Annotated in this window: 11 protein-coding genes and 2 pseudogenes; 5 read left to right on the forward strand and 8 right to left on the reverse strand. The window is 64.2% G+C overall.

Annotated features, from left to right (window positions below):
- Positions 1-32 precede the first annotated feature (32 nt).
- From ACVWYI_RS35440 to ACVWYI_RS35450, 3 genes are all read right to left on the reverse strand, one after another.
- The gene (locus ACVWYI_RS35440; RefSeq protein ID WP_247339737.1) at positions 33-536 is read right to left on the reverse strand and encodes a GFA family protein; all 504 of its coding nucleotides are present in this window, start codon (positions 534-536) and stop codon (positions 33-35) included.
- A gap of 955 nt (positions 537-1,491) precedes the next feature.
- Positions 1,492-2,619, reverse strand: a complete 1,128-nt coding sequence (locus ACVWYI_RS35445) for an alkene reductase (RefSeq protein ID WP_247339734.1) — start codon at positions 2,617-2,619, stop codon at positions 1,492-1,494.
- 118 nt (positions 2,620-2,737) lie between these two features.
- Positions 2,738-4,234, reverse strand: a complete 1,497-nt coding sequence (locus ACVWYI_RS35450) for an aldehyde dehydrogenase family protein (protein ID WP_247339732.1) — start codon at positions 4,232-4,234, stop codon at positions 2,738-2,740.
- Positions 4,235-4,417: 183 nt separating this feature from the next.
- Between ACVWYI_RS35450 and ACVWYI_RS35455 the strand changes: the two genes are divergently transcribed.
- On the forward strand, positions 4,418-5,263 hold the full coding sequence (locus ACVWYI_RS35455; RefSeq protein WP_247339730.1) for an SDR family NAD(P)-dependent oxidoreductase: 846 nt from the start codon (positions 4,418-4,420) through the stop codon (positions 5,261-5,263).
- 118 nt (positions 5,264-5,381) lie between these two features.
- Here the strand turns inward: ACVWYI_RS35455 and ACVWYI_RS35460 are convergent, their stop codons facing one another.
- The 5 genes from ACVWYI_RS35460 to ACVWYI_RS35480 all read right to left on the reverse strand — a co-directional run bounded on the left by ACVWYI_RS35460 (position 5,382) and on the right by ACVWYI_RS35480 (position 8,761).
- Positions 5,382-5,588 carry a zinc ribbon domain-containing protein gene (locus tag ACVWYI_RS35460; RefSeq protein WP_247339728.1) on the reverse strand — a complete coding sequence of 69 codons (207 nt, stop codon included), beginning with the start codon at positions 5,586-5,588 and terminating at the stop codon, positions 5,382-5,384.
- Between the two features lie 71 nt (positions 5,589-5,659).
- A complete protein-coding gene (locus tag ACVWYI_RS35465) occupies positions 5,660-6,073 on the reverse strand; it encodes a Rieske (2Fe-2S) protein (RefSeq protein WP_247339726.1) in 414 nt (137 codons plus the stop codon).
- 17 nt (positions 6,074-6,090) lie between these two features.
- Positions 6,091-7,203 (reverse strand): amidohydrolase family protein, encoded by a 1,113-nt coding sequence (locus tag ACVWYI_RS35470; protein WP_247339725.1) that lies wholly within the window; start codon positions 7,201-7,203, stop codon positions 6,091-6,093.
- Positions 7,204-7,217: 14 nt separating this feature from the next.
- A complete protein-coding gene (locus tag ACVWYI_RS35475; protein WP_247339724.1) occupies positions 7,218-8,282 on the reverse strand; it encodes an amidohydrolase family protein in 1,065 nt (354 codons plus the stop codon).
- A 338-nt stretch (positions 8,283-8,620) separates the two neighbouring features.
- Positions 8,621-8,761 (reverse strand): hypothetical protein, encoded by a 141-nt coding sequence (locus tag ACVWYI_RS35480; RefSeq protein ID WP_164718835.1) that lies wholly within the window; start codon positions 8,759-8,761, stop codon positions 8,621-8,623.
- 79 nt (positions 8,762-8,840) lie between these two features.
- On the opposite strand from ACVWYI_RS35480, the gene ACVWYI_RS35485 reads away from it, so the two are divergent.
- The 4 genes and pseudogenes from ACVWYI_RS35485 (at position 8,841) to ACVWYI_RS35500 (ending at position 12,586) form a co-directional block, all read left to right on the forward strand.
- A complete protein-coding gene (locus ACVWYI_RS35485; protein WP_247339723.1) occupies positions 8,841-9,410 on the forward strand; it encodes an alpha-ketoglutarate-dependent dioxygenase AlkB in 570 nt (189 codons plus the stop codon).
- A gap of 232 nt (positions 9,411-9,642) precedes the next feature.
- A pseudogene (locus ACVWYI_RS35490) lies at positions 9,643-10,138 on the forward strand (hypothetical protein).
- Between the two features lie 125 nt (positions 10,139-10,263).
- Positions 10,264-11,193 carry an alpha/beta hydrolase gene (locus ACVWYI_RS35495; protein WP_247339720.1) on the forward strand — a complete coding sequence of 310 codons (930 nt, stop codon included), beginning with the start codon at positions 10,264-10,266 and terminating at the stop codon, positions 11,191-11,193.
- A 168-nt stretch (positions 11,194-11,361) separates the two neighbouring features.
- Positions 11,362-12,586: pseudogene (locus ACVWYI_RS35500) on the forward strand (ABC transporter substrate-binding protein).
- Positions 12,587-12,674 lie beyond the last annotated feature (88 nt).

The raw sequence follows: 12,674 nt of genomic DNA on the forward strand, positions 1-12,674 counted from the left end.
GCACTGCGTCCGGGGCACGAGAGTGGAGTGCGCTACATCTCCGCGCGCCCCAGATCGAACGGATCTTCGCCGCTGGCTCGCTTTTTCTTTTTCGAGCGCTGCCAGACCACGCCCGGAAAACCCGTCAGCGGCACCAGCGGCTCGCCGGTATAGGCCCATTCCTGAAGCTCTTCGATTGCGATGTGATAGAGCGGCTGGCGGCCGGTGCGCTCCTTGAACAGCGCGCGGGGAATGTTGACCATGTGCGGCCCGCGCGGGCGCTCGTATGTGATCGGCGTGCCGCAATGCGCGCAGAAGCTGCGCGCGGTCTTGGTCGCCTTGTCCTCGTAGCGGCTGAGCGCGGTTTTCCCCGAAATGATGCGAAACCGCTTCTTCCAGCTGCCGACATAGGTCGCATAGGCAGCGCCGTGGGCGCGACGGCTGGCGGCGGAATGATCGTGCCAGGCCCAGCGTGCGGGGACGTCGATCTCGAAGGTGACCTTGCCGCAGAGGCATTGGCCGGTGGCAATACCTGCGGCGACTGCGGCTTTGGCCATGGTGCTTCCCTCATCGTCTTTGCGAGCGCAGCGAAGCAATCCAGACTGTCTCTGCGGAAAGATCCTTGATTGCTTCGCGGCGCTCGCAATGACGAGATTGGGGCAACTGCATCGCTCTTTCAATGGGCCTTCCAGACAGCTGACACGCCTTCGCGTTCTCGCGGCGCGTTTCGCCCGAGCTTTAAGGTTTCGTTCGCGCGCTCTGAAGCCAAAGGGCGCAGGGAAGGCCGGGCGCCGGCGGCACCCGTTGGTCCGTGCGCGACAAGAGTGCACACGGGGTGGACCGATGGGGTGGCCGATCGCCCGGCCTTCCCTGCGCGGATGGTTTTAACGGTGTCCTTCGTGCTCTCCCCGGGGAGCGATGCACTATTGCCCCCGTCGTCCCGCCGATGACTGATGCGCACGCCCGGTCGGGCCGCCACATCACCGCTGGGACTTGACGCACAGACCCCGGGCGTCAGGACCACACGACTTCTCCGTCCGCGGACGGACCCGCCTGATCATCAGGGGCTCGCGTGTGCTCACCCCTGACAACCGACCAGCCCGCTCTCCAGCGCCGTGTCGTACCGCGTCGCGTGAGGACTCACGGTTGCCCGCCCTGTCATCACGCTGCCCGCGCCGTCGCTGCCGCGTCCACCGCCACCCGGCCCGCATGTCGTGACGATCGCGAACGCCCCTTTGGCAGGGCCAGGATGACCGTCGTATGCCATAAATCCGAAATTCGGAAAAGTGAAATCTTTTTGAAGTGAGGGCTTGACGGGGTGTTTTGCCCGACGCCTCGCGGGTGCAGGCCGCGCGCGGCGAGAGGGCTTGGGCAGCCCGCAGCTACACCGTCATTGCGAGCGCAGCGAAGCAATCCAGACTGTCTCTGCGGAAAAGATTCTGGATCGCTTCGCTCGCAATGACGGAAATTATGCTGGCGGTCGGAGCATCACTATCCGGGCCACGGAAAAGTCTACGCCGGCGTCAGCTCGTCATACACCGGATAATCCGTATACCCCTTCTCCTCGCCGCCATAGAACGTCGCACGGTTATACGGCGTGACCGGGTAATCGTGCTGCAGGCGGCGCGGCAGATCGGGGTTGGAGATGAAGATGCGGCCGAAGGCGATGATGTCGGCATGTCCCTCCGCGATCGCGGCGTTCGCCGTCTCGCCTGTGAAGCCGCCGGCGGTCATCAGCACACCGCGGTAGAGCGGGCGGAACAGCAGCATCGCCGACGGCACGTTCTGCCAGTTGACTTCCGCTCGCCCCGAGCCGCTGGAGCGCGGTTCGATGAAATGCAGATAGGCGAGACCGAGTTTGTCGATCGCCTTCACCACATGCGTGTAGAGCGGCATCGGATCGGGCTCGCCGGAATCATTGGCGATGCCGTGGGGCGACAGCCGCACGCCGACGCGGCCCGCGCCCCAGACGTCGATCGCGGCCTGCGTCACTTCGAGCAGAAGCCGCGCGCGGTTCTCGATCGAACCGCCGTACTGATCGGTGCGCTGGTTGCTGCGCGACTGCAAGAACTGTTCGAGCAGATAGCCGTTGGCGCCGTGGATCTCGACGCCGTCGAAGCCGGCGGCCAGCGCGTTCTTCGCGCCCTGCCTGAAGGCCTCGACGATGCCCTTGACCTCTTCGGTCTCCAGCGCGCGCGGCGTCTCGTAGTCGGAGATCTTGCCGTCGGCGGTCATCGCCTTCACGCCTTCGGCCTTGATCGGGATCGCCGAGGCCGAGACCGGCAGCTCACCACCGTGGAAAGAGGAATGAGAGACGCGGCCGACATGCCAGAGCTGGAGAAAGATGATGCCCCCCGTAGCATGCACGGCGTCGACCACCTTGCGCCAGCCGGCGATCTGCGTCTCCGAATAGATGCCGGGCGTCGCCGGGTTACCGCGGCCATGCGAGAGCACGGGCGAGGCCTCGGCGATGAGCAGGCCGCCTTGGGTGGCGCGCTGACCGTAATATTCGGCGTTGAGCGGCCGCGGCGAAAAGCTCTCGCGCTCGGCCCGCATGCGCGTCAACGGCGCCATCGCGACGCGATGCGCGAGCTTGTACGGACCGACCTGCAACGGTTTGAACAACGCCTCGAATTTCATGTGGGCCCCAATGGCTAAGAAAGGATGCGGATCATATAGCGAGGGGCGGCCACCGGAAAAGGCGCCGCCCCTACAAAAGCAGATATTCCCTCCCGCGGAACGCGGGAGAGAACAGGCCTTACGCCGTCTTGATCCAGACGGCCTTCACGTTGAGATATTCCTCGACATGCTGCTTGCCAGACTCGCGGCCGTAACCGCTCATCTTGTAGCCGCCGAAGGGCACTGCCGGGTCCATCGCCTGGTAGCAATTCACCCACACCGAGCCGGCGCGGAGCCTCTTCGCAACCGCATGTGCCTTGCTGACGTCGCGCGTCCACAGGCCCGAGCCCAGGCCGAACGTGGTGGTGTTGGCGCGCTTGACCAGTTCGTCCATGTCCTTGAACGCGATGGCGGAGATGACGGGGCCAAAGATCTCCTCCTGCGCGATCCGCATGTTGTCCTGGACGCCCGCGAACACGGTGGGTGAAACGAAGAAGCCTTTCGACAGCGCGCCTTCGGTGACCCGGCCGCCGCCGGCGAGCGCCTTGGCGCCTTCCTTCTGGCCGATGTCGAGATAGCTGGTGACGCGTTCGAGCTGCTGCTCGGAGACCAGCGGCCCGATCTGGGTGTTGGGATCGAGGCCGTTGCCCACTTGCAACTTCTTGCCGAACTCGGCGACACGTCCGACGAATTCCTCGTAGATCGACTGCTCGACGAACAGCCGCGTGCCCGCGCTGCAGATCTGCCCCGAATTGGCGAACACCGCCATCGCCGCACCAGGCACGGCCGCATCGAGATCGGCATCCGCGAACACGATGTCCGGCGACTTGCCGCCGAGTTCCAGCGAGACACGCTTGAGGTTGCCGGCCGAGGCACGGATGATCGACTGGCCCGTGACATGCGAGCCGGTGAAGGCGACCTTGTCGACGTCGTGGTGCGAGGCAAGCGCGGCACCCGCGGTCTCGCCATAGCCAGGCACGACGTTGATGACGCCGGGCGGCACGCCCGCTTCCATCGCGAGCTCGGCGATGCGCAGCGAGGTCAGCGGCGCTTCTTCGGCGGGCTTGAGCACGACGGTGCAGCCGGTCGCGATCGCCGGACCGATCTTCCAGATCGTTGCGGTCAGCGGGCCGTTCCAGGGAATGATGGCGCCGACGACGCCGATCGGCTCCTTCAGCGTGTAGGAGAATATCTCGCCGGGCAGCGAGTTCTCGATGGTTTCGCCGTGGATCGCGGTGGTCTGGCCGGCATAGTAGCGCAGCATGCCGACGGCGCGCAGGCGATAGGCGCGGGTACGGCTGAGCGGGGCGCCCATGTCGAGCGTGTCGAGCTGCGACAATTCGTCGAAATTCTTCTCGACGAGGTCGGCGAGCTTCAGGAGCAGGTTCTGCCGCTCGAACGGCTTGACCTTGCTCCAGGCCCCTTCGAAGGCGCGGCGGGCGGCAGCAACTGCACGGTCGATATCTTCCTTGTCGCCCTCGGCGACCGTTGCGAGCAGTTCGCCGGTGGCGGGGTTGTGGGTCTCGAAGCGCTTGCCGGAGGCAGCATCGACCCACTTCCCGTCGATCAGCATCTGCTTGTAGGACCCGTTGGCGAATGGATGGCGCGTGATCGGAATTGCCTGCGACACAGCCATGGCTGAACTCCCTGTCAAATGATTGATTGGTTCGATCTGGGCGGGATCGTTAGGTCGATAGAATACTGCGATGCCGGATAGGCGTAAAGTCGGTGCGGAACGAAGACCTCCCATGCCGACTTGTGCAGGGTCGCGCGAGCGCCATGTTATAGCCCGACCGAGCCCCTCTCCCGGAGACGATCCATGCCGCACCCCGCCATCGTCAAAGACAATGTTGCCGTGATCACCGGCGGAGCGTCCGGCATCGGATTCGCCGCCGCCGCAGCGTTCGCGCGCGGCGGCATGAAGGTGTGTATCGCCGATGTGGATCAGGCGCGGCTGGCGGAGGCCGCCGCAAAACTGTCATCCATCACTTCTGCCACACATGTGATGACCTTCGCGGTCGATGTCAGCAAGGCCGAGAGCGTGACGCAACTGGAGCGCGCCGTGCACGAGCGCTTCGGCGGCACCGACATTCTCATGAACAACGCGGGCATCCAGCCCGGCAGCACGCTGTTCGGCGAACCCGACAACTGGCAGCGCGTCATCGGCGTCAACATGTGGGGCATCATCAACGGCTCGCGCATCTTCGCGCCCAACATGATCGCGCGCGGCAGGGCCGGCCTCATCATCAACACCGGCTCGAAGCAGGGCATCACCACGCCGCCTGGCGATCCCGCCTACAACGTCTCCAAGGCCGGGGTGAAGGCTTTTACGGAAGCGCTCCAGCACGAACTGCGCAGCACCAGGGATTGCCGCATCACCGCGCATCTGCTGATTCCGGGCTTCGTCTTTACGGGCCTCACCGCGAAGGGCCGCACTGAAAAGCCGGCGGGCGCCTGGACGGCCGAGCAGACCGTGGATTTCATGCTGGCGCGGCTGGAGGCCGGCGATTTCTACATCCTGTGCCCGGACAACGACGTCCCGCGCGTGCTCGACGAAAAGCGCATGCTGTGGGCCGCCGGCGACATCGTGGAGAACCGCCCGCCGCTGTCACGCTGGCACCCGGATTATGCGGATGCGTTCAAGAGATTTGTCGAGGGGGATTAGATGAGCCGTGAGCCCCTCATGGTGAGGAGCGCGGAACGCGCGTCTCGAACCATGCAGGCCCAGCTGGGGCCTCGATCCCTCGAGACGCCCGCTTCCAGCGGGCTCCTCATGATGAGGGTTAGAGCGTCTCTTGCTGATGCCCGCAATTCTTGCAGACGAATTTGATGCGGGACTGGCCCTTTGGCGCCTGCACCCGGTTCGGGGCGCCGCATTTGCCGCAGACGGCCTCGATGCGGGTATCGCCCTGCTTGACGACGACGGTCTTCTTTTCCATCGATTCGCGGATCAGGCGCTCGGCCTCCTCACGCAGGGACTGTTTGGACAAAGCTCGTCTCCGCCATAAATGCGGGCGAGGCTTATCCCACCTGCGGCGAAATCACAATCCGAAACGGCTGCTCAGACTTCGACAATCACGTAGCTGTCCTCGACATGCACCGCAAACGTCTCGGCAACATACGGGCCCTTCTGGAGTTCCTCGCCTCGCTCCACCGCGACGGGATATGACCTTATCTTGACGCGCTTCGGGTCGAACCACGACTGGCCGTTGCGCATGTCGAACTCCCAGCCATGCCAGGGACAGCGCAGCATCTCGCCGACGCGCGAGCGCTGATAGATGCCAGGCTCGGGCGAGGTCAGCCGCGCCACGCACGCCGCTTTCTCCAGCGGCGCGCCTTCGTGCGGGCAGCGGTTCAGCAGCGCGAAGAACTCGCCATTGACGTGGAACACGACGATGTCGCGGCCCTCGACGTCGACGACCTTGTTGCCGCCGGGCGGGATCTCCGAGGTGGACGCAACGATGTGACGGGCCATATTCGCTCACACCGCTCTCAGAATTTATAGACCGCGCGGGCATTGGTGCTGAAGATCTTTGTCCGCTCGGCTTCTGTCAGCGGCGTCTTGAAAGCGAAGCGCGGATCGTCAAAGTCCCAGTGCGGATAGTCCGATGAGAACAATAGACGGTCGATGCCGACCCATTCGATCAGCGAGCGCAGATGCCGGGCTTCGTCAGGCTCGTCGATCGGTTGCGTCGTGAACCAGAAATGCTCGCGCACATATTCCGACGGCTTGCGCTTGAGATGCGGCACCTCGCTGCGGAAGCGCGCAAAGTGCTGGTCCATCCGCCACACCGCAGATGGGATCCAGCCGAAGCCGCCCTCGATGAAGACGAACTTCAATCTTGGAAAGCGCTCCGGCACGCCCTCGATCACGAGACTGGCAAGCTGCGCCGCAATGGTGTGTGCGTTGGACTGGTGCTCCTCGACATAATAGGACGGCCAGCCGCCGCCGGTCGGCGCATGCCCGCCATAGCCGCCGACATGGATGCCGAGCGGCAGATCCAGTTCTTGGGCACGTTCGTAGATCGGCCAGTAGCGGCGGCGGCCCAGCGGCTCGTTGGCGCGCGGCGAGACGTTGATCTGGATGTATTCGCCGATTTTCGCGCAACGTTCGATTTCGGCAATCGCAAGGTCGACGCCATCCTGGCCGACCAGAATCGAAGCCTTCAGGCGCGGGTCGCGATGCGACCAGAACGCCAGTTGCCAGTCGTTGATGGCACGCTGAATCGCGGCGCCAAATTCGAGGTTCTGCTGCGAGAAGATGAAGAGATCGAGCACCTGCAAAATCCCGAACTCGACATCGAGCGGATCGAGATGCTGCTTCTGCATGAAGGCGAGATCAGAGCCGGGTGGCCCCCCGGTCGGCGGCCAGGCGTCGCGCCGGGCGATCAAAGGCGAGGAGCGCGGATATGGCGTGGTGAACAGATAGGGCGTGCGCAGATGGCTGCCATATTCCTTCAGATGCTGCTGCCAGCGCTTGGGCAGGAACTCGTTGAGATCGTCGAACGAATGCAGGCTCGGATGCACGTCGCAATCGACGATGCGCAGCCGGGTCGCCATCGGCTTCTCGTCTTCACGCAGCGGACGGTCGATGACTTCACTCATGCGAACCTCCAAAGTCAGTTGGCGAGCGACAGCCGCGGAAACGTCTCCAGCGGGTTGTCGACGCACATCTTCGAGATGATGCTCTTCGGTAGGTTCGGCGGGATCGGATCGTCGCCGTCGAACTGCCAGTGCGGATAGTCGGACGCGAACAGGAACATCTTTTCGGAGCCGATCTGGTCGATGATCTCCTCGACGCTTTTGGCGTCGGCCGGCGCGTCGAACGGCTGCATGGTGACGCGAAAATTGTCGCGGATGATCGCAGCCGGCTCGCGCTCGACCCAGGGCACCTCGACGCGCACCCCGCGCCAGGTCTTGTTGGCGCGCCACATGAAGGTCGGCAGCCAGCTCACACCGGATTCCATCAGCACGACCTTGAGGTTCGGAAACTTGCCGAACACGCCCTCATAGATCAGGCTCAAGATCTGCGCCTGAAACGCCTGCGCCTCGACGAAGTAATATTCGTAGCGGTGCGACGGCCAGCCGGCTGAGCTCGGCGCCTGCCGATATTGCGTGCCGGCGTGGATCGCGAGCGGCAGCTTGTATTTCTCCGCGAGCCGATAGACCGGCCAAAAATGCCGCCGCCCCAGCAGCGTCTCGCCCTGAGCCAGCACCAGGATGGAGACGAAGCGATTGTCGCCGGCGCGGCGCTCGATCTCCTCGATCGCCAGATCCGGATCCTGCATCGGCACTACGATCGAAGCCCGCAGGCGCGGATCGCGCGACAGCCACTCAGTGGCGATCCAGTCGTTGATCGCCTTGCAGAAATCGGCCGCCATGTAGGGGTCGAACACGGCCTGCGCGCCATAGAGCACGTTGAGGATCGCGTGGCTGGCACCGAGCTGCTCGAACGCGCCCTTCTGCACCATCGCGAGATCGGAACCAGGCTTCGTGCCATTGGCCGGCCGCCAGTCGGTACGGCCAGTGAGCGGCATGCTCGGTGGATAGGAGGTGAGATCGAGTCCGTCGATGGCGCGGCTCACGACCTGCTCTTTCCAGTGATCGCTGAGATAGGGCAGCAGCGTCGTGCGCGTGCCACCAACCGCCGGGTGGACGTCGCAGTCGATCCGCGTCACCGCCATGAGCTTCCTCGCCGAGATCTTGTAAGCACATCTTATTGGCGGCGTTCTTGTGCGCCGCCCGCGAAGACTGCCCCTGCCCGTACGTTTGCGCAAGGTCGCGCGACCGCGCGATCCGTCATGGCTCGGTTGCATTTCCCAAGCGCGATATGAAGTTTGGCGGAATGTGCTCCGCCGCCGAAGCAGCGGAGCGCATTGGTCCGCCGCCTTCTTGCGTATTGTCTATGCCCATCAAGCCTCGATCAAGGTCGGCCCGAAGCGATGGCGCAGCGGCTGCGCGGCTCGATCAGGCTGAAGCCGACCGACGAGGGCGCGGCCTTCGAGCTGCCGTTTCCAATAGCCTAGATCGCGAACACCCAGGCGGCGACGATGGTGCCGATGGTGACCAGACCGGCGATGGTCCAGCCGGCGGCGTATTCCAGCTCAGGATGACCGGTCGCCCGCATGATCTCTGCCGGATCGGCGGTATGCTTCTGTGCCATGACAGCCTCGCACATTACTTCCTGCGTCATATGTAAGTCGCATCAGCAGCCATTAGGTTCCATCACGGAAATGCGAGGAATGACGCAGCTTGGTTTGTTCGTCGATCCGCAAGAAGGCCCCGACGGCCTTCGCTACACCGACAATTTTATCGAGGACGCCGCCGAGCAGGCGCTGATCGGCCGCATCGCGGCATTGCCGCTCCAGCGCTTCCAGTTCGGCGCCTTCGAGGGCAACCGCCGGGTGGCGTCCTTCGGCTATCGCTATGACTACGCCCTGCAGCGGCTCGCGAAGGCCGAGCCGATCCCGGACTGGGTGCTGCCCCTCGCGCATCAGGTCGAGACATGGGCGGGCCTCGTTGGCGGCAGCGTCCAGCAGGTGCTCTGCACCGAATACGACGCCGGCGTCGGCATCGGCTGGCATCGCGACAAGCCGCATTTCAAAGAGATCCTCGGCCTGTCGCTTGGCTCGTCCTGCAAATTCCGCTTCCGCCGCCGTAGCGGCGACAAATGGGAGCGCGACACGCTCGAAGCCCTGCCGCGCTCGCTTTACATGATGGACGGCGAGGCGCGGTCGCAATGGGAGCACAGCATCCCGCCGGTCGAGGCGCGCCGCTACTCCATCACCTTCCGGACGATGAAGCAGGCCTGACGGGGCGGCCAAAACAAAAAACGCGAAAACAACCCCATGCACAGTAGAACGGCGTTCTCGGCGCGAGGCTCGGCCCTGCGGCGTAACCGTTTGACACCTCGATGCAAAACAGCCGCGCCGCGCAAAGGCGCAAGGCCTGGCGAACTTGCCTTCCAATTCGCGTTTACATGCTAAACTGGTTCCACGCGCCGCCCAGGAGGGAAGCCGCGATTGCAGGTCCAGGGAGCCACGGATGAAACCCGTTCGATTGATCCTCGCCTGCGCCCTCGTTGTCGCAACCGCCTCCGGCGTCGCCGGTGCCTCCGGCGCGGCGCCGGCAAAGGTCTCCGGCTCGACGGCGCTGGCGCTCGCGGGGGTGATCGCGCCGGTGTCACCGGTTCTGTCCGGCGCCGAGAAGAAGGCAATGGCGATGCTGTTCGCCGCCAACAGCGACATTCCCTACAAGAAGCCGATCGTGGTGACCGCCGATAGAATCGTCTGTCGCACCGGCAACGTCGACATCACCGTGCGGAACTGCGAGGTCGCCTTCGGCAAGAAGACCAGGACGGTGAACGGCTCCACGGCCAACGAGATATTCGCCACCGAAGCACTGGCCGGCATTCCGCCCGACGGCGCGGCGGGATCGAATTTCGAGAGCCTGACGAACCTGAGCTGCACGATCGACCCCAATACCATCAGGCGGAAGGACGGGCGGCGGGGCGGATTGCACGTTCCAGCCGGGGAATTGAACCGGGCCGGGAGGACGAAACCGGGGTGCCGTGAAATCGCCTCAAGACCAACTAACTAATAAGGCGAATTGAAAAGACAGGCCAAACGCGCGAGCCCATATCGGGCACGCGGGGCCGACACCGACATGAAGAATTATCTCGCATTTTTTCTAATTCTGGGGGTGACGGCAGCCTCCGCGCACGCTCCGTTGCCGATGCTGCCGGCCGCGCCGTCCGATCTCGTCCGGGTGGGCCTCACCGACAACGACACGAGCGCCGGTGGCACCGCGCGGCTGTGCGAGCAGGTCACCTTCTCGCGCGGCCTGCGCTACGGCGAGAGCGAAGCCAATGTGCTCGATATCGCCACCAGCACGGCCAAAGCGGATACCCCGCGGCCGGTGCTGCTGTTCGTGGCCGGCGACACCTTCACCGGCGACCACGCCGCGCCGGAGCTGTCGCGCCAGATCCAGGACCAGGCCATGTGCTTTGCCGCGCGTAACGACATGATCGGCGTGCGCGTCAGCTACCGGCTGGCGCCCTCGGCGACCTGGCCCACCGGGGCGACCGATGTGGCGGCGGCGCTGTCCTGGATCCACGGCAATATCGACCTGTTCAATGGCGATGCCCGCGAGATCGTCGCGGTGGGCTACGGCGCCGGCGCCTTCCATGTCGCCACCCTGCTGGCCCATCCCGAGTTCCAGACCGACCGCGCCGATGTCGCGGCGGTCGTGCTGGTGTCCGGGGTCTATCGCGCGGGCAAGGACGCGAGCGACAGTGAGAAGGCTTATCTTGGCAGCGACGCCAGCCAATACAACAAGCGCTCGGTCTTCCCCGGCATCCTCAATGTCGAGGTGCCGATCGTGCTGGCCTGGGCCGCGGACGATTCCGCCGGGCTCGTGGCACAGGGCGAGACCCTGAAGAAGACGCTCTGCGGCGCCGGCCATTGTCCGCGGGCCACACTGCTGCGCAGCCGCGACGGCATCGCGAGCGCCTTCGGCCTCGATGGCTCCGGCGACAGCCTCGCCGAGCCGACGCTGCTGCTGGTGCATCAACTCGAGGCGCGCGGGTTGCCGTAGCGGCACCCCGCTATCAGCGTCAGCGAGGCTGCCGTGTGGCTCCGAGCGCGCCGCGCACGGTCGAACGGAGCCATCAGGCCACACGATCGACAAACGCTTGACCTAGATCAAGCGGCCCTGGTGCAAATTGAGCCGACCTCGATCAGGGCCAACGTCAAGGTATCGAGCATGCGCGTCTCCGGCAGGATGCTGTTCGTGTTGATGGTTGCCCTGGCATCGCTCGGGGCGATGTCCCAAGAGCGCGCCGATCAATCCACCGTCGATAACGAAATCCGCATCGGCAACGTCATGCCGTATTCAGGACCGCTCTCCGAATTCGGCGCCATCGGCCAGGCGGAAGCCGCCTATTTCGACATGGTCAACGCGCGTGGCGGCATCAACGGCCGCAAGATCCGCTTCATCACCCGCGACGACAATTCCGATCCGGCGACCGCGCTGGAGCTGACCCGCAATCTGGTCGAGACGGACGACGTGCACCTGATGTTCGGCTCGTTCGGCACGCCCGGCAATCTCGCCACGCGCTGGTATCTCAACGAGAAGAAGATCCCGCAGCTGTTCGTCGCGTCCGGCGACGAGGAGCTGAGCCAGGCCAAGGCGTTTCCCTGGACCATGGGCTGGCAGCCGCCGTTCCGGTCGGAGGGGCGCATCTATGCCAACTACATCCAAGCCTATTATCCGCGGAAGAAGATCGTAGTGCTCTGGCAGAACGACCAGTTCGGGCGTTCGCTCCTCAAGGGCATCGAGGAAGGTCTTGGCGATCTGAACCGTCTCATCCTCGTCGACATCGCCTTCGACATTGCCGACGAGCATCTCGACGGACACGTCTCGATCCTCAAACGCGCCGGCGCCGATGTTTTCGTCTTTCTCGGCGTGCCGTCGACGGCGTCCAAGGTGATCAAGCTGGCGGGCGTCACTGAAATGGCGCCCGGTCTTCATCGTCAACGACGCCTCCGCCTCGATCGCCAACGCGATGGCGCCCGCGGGCCTGGAGAATTCGGCCGGCGTGATCTCGGCGGCCTTTCTGAAAGATCCAAGCGATCCCGCGTGGAAAGACGATCCTGCCATGAAGGACTGGTTCGCCTTTATGGACAAGTACCATCACGTCGAAAGCACCAACAACAGCGCGGCGCTCTATGGCTACGCCGCGGCCGAGACACTGACGCAGGTGCTGAAGCAATGCGGCGACGACTTCTCGCGCGAGAACATCATGCGTCAGGCAGCTTCGCTCAAGAGTTATCAGCCTTCCGTCGCGCTGCCCAACATCAGGATGAACACCTCGCCGAACAGCTATCTGCCGATCAGGCAGATGCGGCTGGTCCAGTTCGACGGCCGGTCCTGGCAACCGTTCGGCGAGGTGATCGAAACCGCATTCACGGAAGGTGCGGCGCGGTAGGCGCAACGTCAGTCTATTGTGGTCGCAGCAAGCGCCTTTTCGTTTCATGGCGAATGTTTAAGATCGGCATTGACCTGCATTCACTCCG

The organism is Bradyrhizobium sp. LB13.1 (genome assembly GCF_054056815.1).